The sequence below is a fragment of the Streptomyces sp. NBC_00057 genome (assembly GCF_045041165.1).
Classification (GTDB): Bacteria; Actinomycetota; Actinomycetes; order Streptomycetales; family Streptomycetaceae; genus Streptomyces.
The window spans coordinates 7,641,925-7,657,303 of the sequence record NZ_CP108256.1 but is presented as its reverse complement, the minus strand read 5'-3'; the positions used below and the strand labels follow the sequence as shown (position 1 = coordinate 7,657,303).

Annotated in this window: 9 protein-coding genes; 7 read left to right on the top strand and 2 right to left on the bottom strand. The window is 67.0% G+C overall.

Annotated elements, in window-relative coordinates; translation table 11 throughout:
* Nucleotides 1-32 precede the first annotated feature (32 nt).
* The gene (locus tag OG953_RS36110) at nt 33-737 is read right to left on the bottom strand and encodes a site-specific integrase (RefSeq protein WP_405689501.1); all 705 of its coding nucleotides are present in this window, start codon (nt 735-737) and stop codon (nt 33-35) included.
* Between the two features lie 2 nt (nt 738-739).
* Between OG953_RS36110 and OG953_RS36105 the strand changes: the two genes are divergently transcribed.
* From OG953_RS36105 to OG953_RS36085, 5 genes are read left to right on the top strand one after another with little or no spacing between them, the layout of a single operon-like run.
* A complete protein-coding gene (locus tag OG953_RS36105; protein WP_405689500.1) occupies nt 740-4,504 on the top strand; it encodes a hypothetical protein in 3,765 nt (1,254 codons plus the stop codon).
* Entirely contained in the window at nt 4,501-5,064 is a 564-nt protein-coding gene (locus OG953_RS36100; RefSeq protein WP_405689498.1) for a DEAD/DEAH box helicase, read from the top strand. The genes OG953_RS36105 and OG953_RS36100 overlap by 4 nt, the downstream gene beginning before the upstream one ends.
* Complete coding sequence (locus OG953_RS36095; protein WP_405689496.1) at nt 5,065-7,878, top strand: helicase-related protein; 2,814 nt, start codon at nt 5,065-5,067, stop codon at nt 7,876-7,878. It begins immediately after the preceding gene.
* A 35-nt stretch (nt 7,879-7,913) separates the two neighbouring features.
* Complete coding sequence (locus OG953_RS36090) at nt 7,914-10,937, top strand: DUF1998 domain-containing protein (RefSeq protein WP_405689494.1); 3,024 nt, start codon at nt 7,914-7,916, stop codon at nt 10,935-10,937.
* A complete protein-coding gene (locus OG953_RS36085) occupies nt 10,934-13,246 on the top strand; it encodes a UvrD-helicase domain-containing protein (RefSeq protein ID WP_405689492.1) in 2,313 nt (770 codons plus the stop codon). Before OG953_RS36090 ends, OG953_RS36085 begins: the two co-directional genes overlap by 4 nt.
* 58 nt (nt 13,247-13,304) lie before the next feature.
* On the opposite strand, the gene OG953_RS36080 is transcribed toward OG953_RS36085, so the two are convergent.
* Nucleotides 13,305-14,192, bottom strand: coding sequence for a hypothetical protein (locus OG953_RS36080; protein ID WP_405689490.1), 888 nt, complete (start codon nt 14,190-14,192; stop codon nt 13,305-13,307).
* A 122-nt stretch (nt 14,193-14,314) separates the two neighbouring features.
* On the opposite strand from OG953_RS36080, the gene OG953_RS36075 reads away from it, so the two are divergent.
* Both OG953_RS36075 and OG953_RS36070 read left to right on the top strand, forming a co-directional pair.
* A complete protein-coding gene (locus tag OG953_RS36075; RefSeq protein ID WP_405689488.1) occupies nt 14,315-14,854 on the top strand; it encodes a winged helix-turn-helix domain-containing protein in 540 nt (179 codons plus the stop codon).
* Between the two features lie 28 nt (nt 14,855-14,882).
* Nucleotides 14,883-15,377, top strand: coding sequence for a transposase (locus tag OG953_RS36070; protein ID WP_405692262.1), 495 nt, complete (start codon nt 14,883-14,885; stop codon nt 15,375-15,377).
* Nucleotides 15,378-15,379: the final 2 nt, after the last annotated feature.

Below are 15,379 nucleotides of genomic sequence, written 5' to 3'. Positions count from 1 at the left end.
TCAGGGCCGTACAGCCTGGGGAATCACCCCGATCAGCCCTGGGGAGAATCTGGGGAGTTTTGGCCGACGACCCGCTTTCCGAGGAAACCGTCGATCACAGCCCGGCCCCGGTTCCCCGCCTCCGGCATGAAGTGCGCGTAGTAACCGAGCGTAATCGTCGGCGATGAGTGCCCCAACCGCTGGGCCAGGGTGACGACAGACTCGCCTGCCTCCAACATGATCGAGGCGTAGGTATGTCGCAGCACGTGGAAACCGTCCTTTGGAGCTGCAGCCCACTGCCAGGGCTTGGCTCCCTCGGGCCGCTCGGGGATGACCTCAGCCTTGGCCAGAGCAGGCTTCCACGTATAGGTGTTCCATGTATTGACCGCGATGGCGTTGCCAAATCGCGTGGTGAGCAGCAGCGAGAACTTTTCCGTCGGCCTGTCCTCCCCTGGCCGCCCCCAGGGAAGCTCAACCGCTGCGGGCGGGAAATCCCTCACATGCCTTTTCAGCTCTTCAGCCACGGACGGCGGCATGTCGACGACGCGGGCCTTCCGAGACTTCGGGAGCGCGTAGTACAACTTCCCGTCGATCGTCTGAGTCTGCCGACGAACGTGGAGGACACCACGTGCGTAGTCAATATCATCAGGACTCAGCCCGAAGACCTCCCCTTGCCGGAGACCACACCCCAGGCCAAGGACAACGGCGATCCTGTTCCGCTCATTGATGACATCACGTACTCGGAGGGCAGTCTCCAACCGTGAGTCCAGGGTTAAATCAGGGTTTTCACTCGCAGACCTCCTTCGTATACCGTCTGGCGGGCCGCGACCGGGAGACCTCCGCCTCGTACTACACGCCCGAGTCGCTGACGCAGGTTACCGTCGAGCTGACCCTCAAGCACCGCCTCGACCAGGAACGCGACGCCGGGGGCAACACCGTCAAGACCCGGGCGTCCGAGCTGCTCAAGTACAAGATCTGCGAGCCGGCCCTCGGCTCTGGCGCCTTCCTCAACGAGGCAATCAACCAGGTCGCCGAGGAGTACCTGCGCCGCCGCCAAGACGAGCTCGGCACCAGCATCCCGACAGCCGACGCTCTCACCGAAAAGCAGAAGGCCAAGGCGTACATCGCCCTCCACAACGCGTACGGCGTCGACCTCAACGCGACGGGTGTCGAACTGGCCGAGATGTCGCTGTGGCTCAACACCATGCACCCCGGCATGCGCGCCCCCTGGTTCGGCCTACACCTGCGCCGAGGAAATTCCCTCATCGGCGCCCGTCGTGCCGTCTACGCGGCTGACGACGTCACCGGCAAGGAATGGCTCAAGGCCAAGGGTGCCCTCGCTCCAACCCCGCTGCCGTTCCTTAATGGAAGCGAGCCTCAGCCCCTCCCCCAGGACGCGGTGCACCAGTTCCTGCTGCCGAGCCCCGGCTGGGCGGCGGTCGCGGGCTCAAGGGAGGCCAAGGAGCTTGCGAAGGAGGACATCAAGCAGCTGGCCGCCTGGAAGAAGGGCATCCTCCAGCGTCCGAAGCGCAGCAAGGGCAGTAGAGCAAAGACGGAGCCGGTATCGCAGTTCACCAAGCTGCGGGACGCCGCCCGGCGCGCTGAGTTCCTCTGGTCCCTGGTCGTCAAGCGCATGGAGCTCTCCGAGCAGGCGATCGCCCGCCGAATCGAGGTATGGGGAGCCGACCCGGCCGACCCCGAGTACGGCTTCCTCCAGCGCCCCGACCGGGTCGTGCCCAAGGAGAAGGTCCTCGAAGACCTCTTCAACGCCGCGGACACCCCATACTGGCGATTGAAGAAGATCATGGACGCCTGGTGCGCCCTGTGGTTCTGGCCCGCAGACAAGGCCGGACTGCTCGACGGCACCGTCGGCGAGTACGCGGCGCACTCGATGGTCACCGAGGTGGACAGCCTCTCCCGGCTACTCGACAGCACACCACTGACCGACGAGCGGCCGGCTCCTGCGGCTGATCCGAAACCGTCAGGCTCCCCCACGCCTCGACCGGCACCGCGATTCGTCGAGGCGACAGCTCTGTTCTCGTTCGGCCCCGAGCAGACAACCTTCGAGGACCTTGAGCTGACTGCGGACGACGACGCGGTCGTGGAAGTGAAGCAGGTTGGGCCAACGGCCAGGAAGGCCGCGGCGCCAAGACCCAAGACGACATCGGAGCGGCGGCAGATCGTCCCGCTCAAGGACCTTGATGACTGGTTGGAGTTCCTTGAGGCCATGCTGGGCACGGCCGACGTGCCCGAAGGCACCCTCATCGACAGCTTCACCAGCCTTGACGCCCTCAAGACCTTCGAAGAGACGCTTCCCGGCTTCATGGGAATGGACGCTGGCAACCCGGAGGACCACTTCCCCTGGCTCCGTGAGGTTCGCGACATCGCGGAGGAACAGGGCTTCCTGCACTGGGAGCTGGAGTTCGCGCTCGTCTTCGCACGCGGAGGCGGCTTCGACCTCCAGGTGGGCAACCCGCCATGGGTGCGGCCCCGCTGGAACGAGGCAGCTGTCCTCGCAGAGCGCGAGCCGTGGTTCGAACTGGAGGACAAGGCATCCACGTCCGAGAAGGACCGCCGACGTCGCGAAGTTCTGAAGTCCTCAAATGCTCATCGGTACATCCTCGGCGAGCTGACGAACACAACCGCGCAGGTCGCCGTGTTCGGCTCTCCGCAGATGTATGCGTTGCTCACGGGAACCCAACCTGATCTGTATCGAGCATTCGCGTGTCAGGTATGGGCCCATATGTCAACAGCTGGAACCGCAGGGATTTTGCATCCGGATACGCATCTCACGGGGGAGAAGGAGGGAGCACTCCGGCAGGCAGCGTACCGGCGACTCCGGATTCACGGAGACTTCGTCAACGCAGTCTGGCGATTTTTCCCTAAACCCGTTGGGCACACTACCCACTTCGGGATCCACATTTATGGCCAGCCGCAGGAGATCAACTTCGATCATCTGTCTTGGCTGGTCTCCGTGGACGCCTTGCGGTACTCCGCTGAGCACGACGGTTCGGGGGACGTACCGGGGGTCCGCTACCGCAACGGCGAGTTCGACGAGCGTCCGCACAAGGCCCGCGTCGTCCAGGTCGACACTCCCCTGCTCTCAATCTGGCAGCGTCTGCTGGACGAGGCCGACCACCCCGTCGAGCAGGCCCGCCTGCTGTTTCCCGTCAGCACGGGAGAGGCGGCAGCCATCGAGGCGCTGGCGGACTACCCGCTGCGACTCGGTGCGCTGGCTCCGCAGATCTCACCCGGATACCACGAGAGCGGGGCGAAGAAGGACAACCTGATCGACTACAACCGTCCCGACCCGACCGCGGGCCAGGAGAACCAGCCGGACCGCTGGCGCCATGTCATTCTCAAGGGAACTCAACTGAGCGTTGGAACACCCGTGTTCAAGCACCACGCCGCGAGCACCAACGACCCATACGGCGCTGATCTCGTCACCCTTCCTCCGAACTTCGTACCCGACACCGAGTATGTGCGGCCGGGGGGCAGAAGTCAGGCCTATCTCGCCGCCCAGGACCGCTGGGTCGATCACCAAGCACCGGCCCGGCTACGCGTCAGCAAGAAAGCTGTCGCTCGCGCTCGCGAGCAAATCGCGCGCACTGACGGCGTCCCGGAATCACAAGTCGCTCCAGACAAGATCGATACCGCGCTACGGCAAAGAGCACGTCGTCGTTACGTGACGTTCTATCGACTGGCCTGGAGAGAAATGATCGCTCCAGACACTGAACGTAGCCTGTACGCAACCATCATTCCGCCTGGCGCAGCACATACGAATGTGATTCGCAGCGCGTGGATCCAGGACAACCGCACAACGGTTCTCCAGGCTGGCATGTGGGCGGCTCTGCCCATCGACTACCTTCTGCGTGTAACAGGTACAGGCCACCTCGATGTCGGCCGCGCCAGTGGCTTGCCCGCTCCCCACCCCGATCACCCCTTGGCCCCGGCGCTCCTCCTCCGCACCCTCCGGCTCAACTGCCTCACCCGCGCATACGCCGGCCTCTGGACCGAGTTGTACGACCCGACATGGCCTGCCTACGAGCCGTGGGCGTGTGAATGGCCCGGCCTTCAGGAGCTGCACGGCGTGACCCTGGACTGGCGTGCCGAAACGCCCCTCCGTACCGAGCGGGCGCGCCGGTCCGCCCTGGTGGAGATCGACGCGCTGGTCGCCGTGTGGCTCGGCATGGATGCCGACGCGCTCGTCGCCGCGTACCGGGGCCGTTTCCCCGTGCTGCAGAAGTACGAGGCGGTTACCTGGTTCGATGCCGATGGCTGGAAGATCGCGGGCAACGCCCGCACGATCGGGCAGCGGCAGACGAAGGAGAGCTGGGCGCAGTTCGAGGCGTACCAGGCCAATCCGTCCAACGCCCCGGTGCCGGAGGGCTACACCGCGCCCTTCTACAAGGCGGATCGCGAGGCGGAGATGCGGGCAGCGCACGCCGTCTTCAAGAAGCGGCTCGATGACGCCGTCGCCCGTGGTGAGTGGGATCCGGTCAAGCAGGAGGTTCCGAAGCCGTGAGGCCGACGCTTCAAGCACGCGGGCTCAAGGAGAGCCTGCTGCAGTATCTGTCGACGACGTACGCGCTCACCGACGAGGGCGCGCGCGAGGCCCTGCACCGGTTCCTCGGGGACGAGACCTCGGGGATGTTCCGCGGGCCGTACCTGCGGATCCGCACGCCGTTCACCCTGGCAGGTGAGCAATGGCGGAAGCATCTGGAGTGGCAGCGGGAGGGGTTCAGGCCGTACGCGCACCAAGCAGTCGCCTTCGCGCGGCTGACTTCCGCGCACGGGCACACGCCGCAGCCGACGCTGGTCACCACCGGTACCGGGTCCGGAAAGACGGAGTCGTTCTTGTACCCCGTGCTCGATCACTGCCGACGCGAGCGGGAAGCAGGAAAGACCGGCGTCAAGGCGGTCTTCCTGTACCCCATGAACGCCCTCGCCACCGACCAGGCGCAGCGCATCAACGATCTACTCACCCAGAACACCGAGCTGGCAAAGCTGTCCGCCGGCCTGTACATCGGCGAGCGGGCCGCGACCCAGTACGAGAAGGTGCGTACGCGGCGTTCGGACATATAGATGTCGCCGCCGGACATCCTGATCACGAACTACAAGATGCTGGACCTTCTGCTCCAGCGGGCCGAAGACGCCCCGCTCTGGCGGGAGTCGGACATCCGCTACGTCGTCGTGGACGAGTTCCACACCTACGACGGCGCGCAGGGTACGGACGTCGGGATGCTGCTGCGGCGGCTCGCCGCCGCGGTCGGCGCGACCGAGGACGGCCGTCCACTGGGGAAGATCTGTCCGGTGGCGACATCGGCGACCCTCGCCTCGGGGACGGACGAAGACGGTGTGGCCCGTCTGTTGGACGTTGCGACTCACGTTTTCGGTACAGCGTTCACGGCGGACTCGATCGTCGGGGAGAACCGGCTGTCGGTCGAGGAGTTCATCCCGCTCGGTGATGTGACGATGCAGCCGATGCCGACGCCTGACGAGCTGCTGGCTCTGCCCGATCCGACGAGCGGCGGCGAGGCGCTGCTGGACCTGATCGAGAAGGTGACGGATGTCCGTGACCTCGATCCTTTCGTGCTCGGCGGGAACCTCAAGCGGCATCTGTTCACGCGTGCGGTGATGCAGGCACTGGGCGGTGAGGTGAAGACCAGCGCCGAGGTGCTGGATGTGATGTGGCGGGCCGGTGCGGCCGGCTGGTCGGAGGCGGTTGCCCGGCAGCCGGAGAAGGCCACCGAGGCACTGGCACGGTTCGTCGCGCTGCTGTCGCACGCCCGGGATCCGGAGTCCTCGCCTGCCGAGCCTCGGCCGTTTGTTCATGTCGAGGTGCATCAGTGGGCGCGTTCGGTGTCGCATGTGCTGCGTGGTGTGCTGCCGTGGCCGAAGGCTGAGTTCCGCTGGGATGCGGCGGGCATGGCGGACGCGAGCGCTGCTGATGGCGGCCGTACGGCGCCGGTGACGACGGCCACCTCGGGCCAGAGCGCGAACCTGTTCCTGCCGGCGATCTACTGCCGCGACTGCGGGCGGTCCGGCTGGGCGGTGTTCTCGCCGGAGAGCGATGACCACGACGTCCAGTTCGACACGTACAAGATTCGCCGGGCCTCTCTCGGTCAGGACAAGGCGCGGGTGCGGAACCTGATCGCCGCCACGGACCAGCAGGCCCGCGAGGGCTCCGGCGCGGCGCCGATGACGGCGACCAGCGGCAAGGCGGGCTCGGCTGCGTCGCAGGGGGCCGGTGGGATCCTGATGGTGCTCGACGGCACCCGTAAGCGGCTGCGGCTGCCCGATCCGCTGAACGACTACGACCGGGAGAGCAAGGAACCCCGGCTGACGGCCCGTGACTCGGCCTTCATGCTGGTGAACTTCGGGGAGACTGCGAACACCGCGGCCAAGGAGGACTGGTGCCCAGCGTGCGGTGAGCGCAACGCGATCCGCTACCTCGGAACCGGTGCCGCCGCGATGGCTGCCGCGTCGATCACGCAGCTGTTCACGGGTGGGGAGCTCGACAAGGAGCTTCGCGAGGACAAGACGCTGATGTTCAACGACTCGGTGCAGGATGCCGCGCACCGGGCCGGGTTCGTCGCGAACCGCTCGTACACCTTCTCGCTGCGCGCGCTGCTGGCCGACCATCTGCGGCACGACGAGCCGACCGCGCTGAACGATCTGATCGCGAACGTGGTCGAGGCGACGACGGACAAGGACACCCTGTCAGCGGTGGTGCCGCCGGACCTGCACGGGTTCAAAGGTGTGGACCGGCTGCTGTCCGGGCAGGGCCGCGGCGGGGACTTGAAGACGTGGCGGCTGATCGGCCAGCGGCTGGCGTTCGAGGCGCTGATGGAGTTCGGGTTCCGGTCGCGCAACGGCCGTACGCTGGAGCTGACCCGGACCGCCGCCGCCCAAGTCCGCATCGACAATCCGGTAGCCGTGATCGCATTGGTCAAGCAGCTGCACGAGGAATGTGTCCGTGACGGCCTTCCGCTGGTCGCGCAGGACGATGCCCGATACCTGGCGTTCGTCCGCATCTTCCTGGAGCGACTGCGTACCCGCGGCGCGGTCGCCCACCGGTGGTTGGACAAGTACATCGACGAGGCGGGCACCAGCCGGTACTACATCTGGGGCAAGCGGGCGCCGGGCATGAGGGCGTTCCCCAAGGGGATTGCCGCTCCGGTCTTTCTGCTCGGGCAGACGAAGAACGGCAGCGAGTTCGACTTCGCGACCGGCCGGTTGTCGTGGTACGAGCGGTGGGCCGGGCGGTGCCTTGAGCTGCCGCGTGAGCTCGCACCGGAGCTGTGGAGCCGGCTGCTCCCCGAGCTGGCCGCGATGGGCCTCCTGTCTGTCCGTACCCCGAACGACACCTCGGTGCGGGTTTACGGGCTCAAGCCCGGCAACATCGAGGCCCGGCTCCTGGACGACGAACAGGTCCGGTCCTCCTATGTGCGCTGCCCGGTGTGCTTCTGGGAACAGACAGTCCACCCGTCGCTGCTGGACCAGTGGCACGACCAGCCCTGTCCCTCCTACCGATGCCGCAAGGGCCGCCTGGTGGCCGGCGACCGGCCCGAGGGCCTGGGGATACACCACCGTGACCGTGACTACACGCACGACTACTACCGGCGCCTGTACCGCGGTGCGGGTACGTACCAGGTGGTGACCGCCGAGCACACCGGCATGCTGACGCGACCTCAGCGAGAGAAGGTCGAGGAGGCGTTCAAGCGCGGCGGCGGGTTCAAGGACCCCAATGTGCTCTCCTGCACGCCGACGCTGGAGATGGGTATCGACATCGGTGACCTGTCTGCGGTCGTGCTGGCCGCGCTGCCTCGCAGGCCCGCCTCGTACGCGCAGCAGGTCGGCCGGCCGGCCGACGAACCGGAAACGCCTTCTTGTTGACCATCCCGGACCGGCGGCGTCGTGACCTTTACTTCTTGGAGCGGCCGAAGGATCTGATCGCCGGCACCATCGTCCCGCCCGGCTGCCATCTCTCGGCCATCGAGATCCTGCGCCGCCAGTACCTGGCGCACCTGTTGGATTTGGCCGCCGCAGGGCGCCTGATTCGGGCGGACGGCATCGTGCTGCGCGCGCTACCGCACAAGGCGCCCCGCTTGTTCGGGCCGTCCGGCTCCTTGACCGATCTGGTGGAGCTGGCCATCGACCAGGGCGAGGAGCTAGTCAAGGGGTTCCTGCGGCTGTTTCCCACCGGCGTCAACGACCAGGCCAAGGCCGATCTGGAGGAGTACGCGACGCACGGTTTGCGCAGCAAGGTGGAGGATGCGGAGCGGGAGTGGCGGCGGAGCGAGGACGCACTTCGAGCGCGGCTGCGTGAGATCGACGAGGCGCACGACGAACTACACGACTCCGACCCTGACCAGGCCCGGCAGAAAGCCGAACTGGACGCCGAACGGCGAGGAGTGGGCAGGCGTCTGCTGCATCTGGGCGAGACCTCTGCACAGAATGCGCTGTGCGACCTGGGCCTGCTCCCGAACTACGCACTGATCGACTCAGCGACGACGCTGTCGGCGACCCTGTACGGGGAAGACGGTATCGATCCGAAGACGGGGAAGGTGCGGTTCACCTCCGAGACCCTCGCCTATGAGCGGCCGCGTCGCTTTGCGCTCGAGGAACTGGCGCCGGGCAACACGTTCTACGTCAACGGCTACCGACACGAGATCACGGGGCTGGAGCTGTCCACGGGCGGGCGTCAGGAGTGGCGTACTTGGCGGGTGTGCCCGGGCTGCGGATATGTGCGGACCGAGAACGCCGCAACGGATCGCTCGGCGTGCCCGAGGTGCAAGACGAGTCAGATCGCCGATGATGGCTCCTGCCTGTTCCAGATTGTCGAGCCGGCCACGGTGACCTCACGGGACAAGCGTGAGGACGCCCGGATCCGCGACGACAAGGACGATCGTGACCGCCGCTCGTACACCGTCGTGGACGCAGTGGACATCCCCGTCGAAAAGATCGAGCGGGGCCTGTCCTGGCGACACGACCGTGAGACCTTCGGTGTCGACTACTGCCGCAGTGCGTTGATCCGCCGGATCAACCTGGGGCCGGTCCGCTACGACGCACCCGCCCGCGACGACTTCGCCGGGCACCTGGTGCGGCTGAACCCGTTCCACGTGTGCACCGCGTGCGGGGCGGCCACGGCGGACGGCAGGCCGATCTTCGACCATGACACCGAGCGCCGCTGGTTCCTGGTCCTCTTCGACTCGCTGCCCGGCGGCACCGGCTACCTGGACCGACTCACCGACCGCAACGCCTTCCGTGACACCCTCGCCCGAGCGTACGAGCAGCTCAGGGCATGCCCGTGTGCGGAAGAACAGCGCCGGGCATGCCACCGCTGCCTGCACCGCTACACCCCCGAGCAGTTCCAGGACGACGTCTCCCGCCAGACCGCGCTGACGATGCTCGAATCACTGCTGTTCAAGGGCGAAGGCGAGGACGGCTGGGACACCAGCGAGGTGGAACACACCGGTCTCGTGGGACTGGATGCCCAGGTCGAATCCGACCTGGAGGCCCGCTTCCTGACCGCGCTGCGGGACTGGGTGAAGGTCACGGACGACGCCGCCCTGGACGAGGACGGCCACGCCAGTGGCCACCTGCGGTTCACTGACGGCTCCGACGTGATGCACTGGCGGCTCACTGCCCAGCGACAGCTCGAAGGCACCCGTACCGACTTCACCTTCACGCGCGTGGGCGGCCCGACGCAGAGCGTCCACGTCTATCTCGAAGGCTTCCGGTTCCACGCCAGCCGGGAGCACAACCTCATCGCGAAGAACGCAGCCCAGCGCACCGGGCTCCGCGCCGACGGCAAGGTCGTCTTCCAAATCACCTGGGCCGACATCGACCTGTTCGAGGGCCGTCCGGGGCGGACCCGACCGGCCTGGCCGCCGTACAGGGGCACCGCCCAGGAACAGGCAAAGGCGGCGTACGAGCAGTACGGCGGTAACCGTGCTCACTTCGGTGAAACGGTCTTCGCCAACCCGATCGACACACTGATCGCCTACCTGCGTGACCTGGACGCCACGCGCTGGTCCCGTCGGGCGCGCGCCCTGGTCACCGGGCTCACGGGCGTCCCCGCGACGACCGCCGTCGCCGCGACGGGAAAGCGCAGCGAACTTGTCACCGCGCTGCGCAGTCAGCTCTCCGCCCTCGGGGCCGGCGAGCGGCAGGACAAGCCGGTCGTTCCCAACTCCGCTGACATCGGCCCCGTCCACGTCTTCCGTACCCAGGACGAGCACGGCCTGCCGATCCTCTTCGCGCTCGATGCCGCGGACCCCGAGAACCTGCGGTGGACCGCGCTGACAGCCTTGGACGACAGCGACGCCGTCCTTGAAACGGACGAGCACAAGCTGCGTTGGCGGTCCTGGCTGTACTGGACCAACATCACCCAGTTCCTGTCCTTCGCCGGCGGCGACGGCGTCCAGCTCGCCACCAGCCGGGCCGCGGACTTCGAGGTCGAAGTACTCGCCGTATGCGGCGGACTTGGCGAACTCGACTCCATCACCGCCGAACTCGCGCCAGCACGCGAAGCACGGGCCCAGCCCGCTGCCCCGGAGCACCCAGGCGACTCGGCGGCCGAGGCCGCCCTGCGTCGGATCATCCGGGACAGAGCCTGGGACGAGGACATCCTGGAGATCCTGCGCGAGGACCCTGAGGAGGCTCCCGACCTCCTCCGCCTCGCCGAGACCCTCGCCGACCACGGCAAGCAGGCACCAGTCTTCGGCTTCGAACTGGGCGCGAGCCGCTGGCAGGCAGATTTCGCCTGGCAGATCCCCGGCTTCAAGATCGCAGTGGTGACCGCCCACAACGGGGCCGACGACCCCGAGGCCCAGCGTCGCGATGTCGCGTACGCCGAGGACGGCTGGACCGTACGCACCGCCGCCGACTGGCTCAACCGCCTCGACACCCTGCTCGACCAGCTCCCCGATACGGAAGGCACCACCCGATGACCGCCCGGCTCAGCCTGTACCGCAAGGCCGAACACGAGCTGTACAAGCTCGACCGCTCGGTCACAGCGCAGTTCTACGACTTCTGCCACGTCTTCCGGAACAACTCGAAGCAGCCCGGCCTCAAGCTCAAGAAGCTCAAGGGCGACTCCCGGATCTGGTCGGCTCGCGTCAACGACTCCTACCGTGCTCTCCTCACGCCCACAGGCGTCGATGCCGACGGTATCGAGAGCTGGCTGGTCATCGCCGTCCGCCACCGCAAGGACGTCTACGAGGAACTCCAAGTCGCGGTCAACCGCGTCACCGGCGAGATCGAGTTCGTCGACCTCGCCGTCGTCGGCGACAGCGCCCTACGCCGCGCCGGCATCACCCTCACCCCGGCCGAGCCCGACAAGGCCACAGCACCCGCCGCACCCACCGCAGAGCCCGCACAGCCGCAGACGGACCCGCCGCTGCTCGCCGCCTACACCGCCGGCCAGCTGCGCGAGCTGGGTGTCGCCGATCAGCTCATCGAGCTGGCCCTGGCGGTCACCGACAGCACTGAGCTGGACCAGCTCGTCGAGGGCTCGCCGCTGCTGTCCAAGGACGTCCTGTACGGGCTCGCCGCCGGCATGAGCATCGAGGAGGTCCGCAAGGAGATCACCCAACCGGTCGAGCTCAGCCACGAGCCCGACCTCGGCGACTTCGCCGCGGCCCTCACCCGCACCAAGGTCACCGCCGTCGACGATGACGTGCAGGCCGCGATCGACGAAGGCGACTTCCGTGCCTGGAAGGTGTTCCTCCACCCCACCCAGGAGCGCATCGTCCACCGCCACTACAACGGCCCCGCCCGCGTATCTGGCGGCCCCGGCACCGGCAAGACCATCGTCGCCCTGCACCGCGTCAAACACCTGGCCGAGCAGCTGCCGCTCGGCCTCAACAAGCCGATCCTGCTCACCACGTTCACCAAGAACCTCACCACGGACCTGCGGCTGCGCCTGTCCTCCCTCATCGAGCCCGAGCTCCTCGCACGCATCGAGATCGCCCACATCGACCAGCTCGCCGCCCGCGTCCTGGGAGAGAACACCGCTCCTGGCCGCGGCAGACAGCGCGTGTACGACCACGTGGCGCTGAACGAGATGCGCCAGCTCCTCGCCGAACTCGACGACCGTCGCTGGGAGCCGGAGTTCCTGCTCGAGGAGTGGGAGCAGGTCATCCTCGGCCAGTCCGTCCCCAACCGGTCCGCGTACTTCCAGGCCCGCCGCGCCGGCCGTGGCCGATCCCTGACCCGTCCCGAGCGCAACCACATCTGGAAGCTGATCGAGCAGTTCACCGCCCGCCTCGACAAGCTCGGCGTAGAGACCTGGGGCCAAGCCTCCGAGCGCGCGGCCCGCTTCGAGATCGAACGCGCCGCGAAAATCCGGGCCCGACGTGAGTACAAAGAGGAGGTTGGCGGCAAAGACCTCATTCACCGGGACGACAGCTCTGGCATGCGCTACCTCGGCTACCGCTACCGCCACATCGTCGTCGACGAGGCGCAGGACCTCAGCCCGGCGCACTGGAAAATGCTGCGGGCCATGGTCGACCCGGACCTGCCCAACGACATGTTCATCGCCGGCGATGCCCACCAGCGGATCTACGACCACCAGGTCGCCCTCGGCGCCCTCGGCATCAACATCCGCGGCCGCTCCTCTCGCCTCACCCTGAGCTACCGCACCACCAAGGAGATCCTCGCCGACGCCCTACGTGTCGTCGAACCGAGGAAGTCCGGCCAGACGATCAACTACGACGACCTCGACGACGGCACCGACACCCTCTCCGGCTACCGGTCCGTCCTCCATGGCCCCGCCCCCGCCTTCACCCCGTACGACAGCTGGGACGACGAACTCGCCGGCCTCGCCACCACCCTGGCCGCTTGGCGCAACGAACTCTCAACGGACGACAACGGCTCTCCCCGCGACCCCAGCGGTCACGTCGCCGTCTGCGTCGCCGACCGCGACATGGTCAGCCAGACCATGTACTACCTGATCACCAAGGCCGGCATCACCTGCGCCGAACTCACCAAGGACGGCCCCAAGGGCGACGGCGAAGTCCACGTCGGTACCATGCACCGTTTCAAGGGCCTTGAATACCAGCGCCTCGCCATTGTCGGCGCCAGTGACGGCATCATCCCCCGCACCAGCGTTATCGAGCGCTTTCGCACCGAAGACCCGCCGCGCTACGAGCGCGAGCAGCGCAAGGCCCGCTCCCTGCTGTTCGTGGCGACCACCCGGGCCCGCGACGCGCTGAACATCAGCTGGCACGACAAACCCAGCCCCTACCTTCCGATCTGACCTCGGCGCCGCCCTCCCCACTCGGGGGAGGGCCGCATTGGCAGTTCTCGGTTCGCTCTCAAGCGCGTGAGAGGGAGCTCGCCTCATAGCGCAGCTGATAGGCACGCACTCCGCCGCCGTTCATCCGATAGATCGTGATCGCGGACAGGAACTGCTCCTTGACCTCCATCGTGCGCCGTCGTTCCTTCTCGGCGATTCCGCTGATCCAGTCCTCCACGTGCTCGGGCAGCTTGAACGCCAGTTCGTAGGCGCCCTCCGCACTCAGCGGCGACAGCGTCCACTCCGCCGAGCTGCCACTCCCCCGGCGCCGGATCCGCACCGCATGGTCCGGCATGGCATCCGCGTACTCAACGAACGCCTGCTGATCAGCGGCAGCCAGCGGCAGAATGAACGGAGCCGCCGGGAACCCGAGCAGCAGCTCGGCGTCGCTGTGCTGGCGCAGCACGGCGACGAAGTCCGCGATCGCAGCGCTGGCGGCCTGCTTGAACTTCCCTTCAGGGACCGTCACCGTAGGCAGCAATTGGGCTGGCGAGGTCTCCAACGCCTTTCGCAGCTCGGTACGCAGCCAGGTCATGGGGAACGTCTCGGAGGGGCCCTGGTACTTCTGAGCCTCATGCAGTGTCCAGGCCGTCGTGCCGATGGCGCCGAGCAGCCAGGCGAATGACGCGCCGGACAGGTCCACGAGCGAGATCTGATGGGCGAGTGCGTACTTCTGCGCGTCCGCCGTAAACCCGTTCGCCGAAAACAACGCGTACGAGTACTGGTACCGCTGGCGCGGCCGTGTCCCGGCGTGCGTCATGAAGTTCTCATTCACGTCGTGCAGCACACCGTGAGCGTTCCGCACGATCTCCAGCCCGCAGCGCTCCTTGTGGAACTTGGCCTCCAGGAAGAGCCGCACCGGCATGGAGAACACCGGCGTGAAGGCGAACTCACCCAGCGCATCCACTTGATGCAACGCGCCCCGGCCACGCACCCGCAAAGTGCCGCCGTGAGTCACTACTGAACTTGATTGGGTGATGTCGGGCCGTTCGCCTGACATCGGCTGAGTCGGGTCGGTAGCTGTGGGGCGTGAGATACGCGCAGGGCGGCGGTTTGACCGATGCCAAGAGGGCGGCAAGAGAGCGGATCCGGCTGGAAGCGGTCGGTCACTTCGAGAGCGGCGCGAAGAACCGGGACATCGCGGCCGCGCTGCGGGTGAGCGAGCGGTCGGTGGAGCGCTGGCGCCGTCAGTGGCGTGAGCGGGGTGAAGAGGGTGTCCGGTCGAAGGGATCGCCAGGGCGTCCGAGGCTTTGGATAGACCAAATTGCCAAACTGGAGCGGGAGTTGGAGCGCGGCCCGCTCGCCCATGGCTGGGCTGACCAGCGGTGGACACTGGCCCGGGTAAAGACTCTCATCGGACGGTTGTTCCACGTCGGCTACACGGTGGAGGGGACATGGCGGCTGCTGAAGCGCCATGGCTGGTCGTGGCAGCAGCCGGCCCGCCGGGCGATCGAACGTGACGACGGAGCTGTGGAGTTGTGGAAGAAGGAGGTGTGGCCGCAGGTAAAAGTACGGTGGCGGCCTGCGGGGCCTGGATCGTCTGTGAGGACGAGGCCAGCCAGTCGCTGAGCCGCCACGCGCGAGGTCCTGGGGCCGCATCGGCCAGACGCCGGTCGTCCGCGTCCGGGGCAGGGGTTCCGGACGGGTTTCGATGGCGGGAATGGTCTGCTTCCGACGCGGAGACCGGTCGAGGCTGATCTACAGCTTTCGCGTCCACCGGGGCCGCAAGGGCGAACCCAAGGGATTCACCTGGCAGGACTACCGCGACCTCATCGTGCGGGCGCACAACCAGCTCAAAGGCCCCATCGTCCTGGTCTGGGACAACCTGCGCACCCATCTCATGCCGCAGATGAAGGACTTCATTGCTGCGAACGAGGACTGGCTGACCGTCTTCCATTTCCCGTCCTACGCACCCGACCTCAACCCGCAGGAGGGCATCTGGTCCCTGGTGAAACGGGCGATCGGCAACCTCGCCGCCGCGAACCTCGACCAGCTCGCCGCCGCCGTGAAGCGCAGCCTCAAGAAGACCCAGTACCGACCGCACCTCATCGACGGCTGCCTCATAGGCACCGGCCTGACCTTGACCAGCTGACA

What these genes read in the sequence shown, in the direction of transcription:
- OG953_RS36085 (WP_405689492.1), top strand. Translation starts at nt 10,934, where the DNA reads ATGACCGCCCGGCTCAGCCTGTACCGCAAGGCCGAACACGAGCTGTAC.
- OG953_RS36095 (WP_405689496.1), top strand. Translation starts at nt 5,065, where the DNA reads ATGTCGCCGCCGGACATCCTGATCACGAACTACAAGATGCTGGACCTT.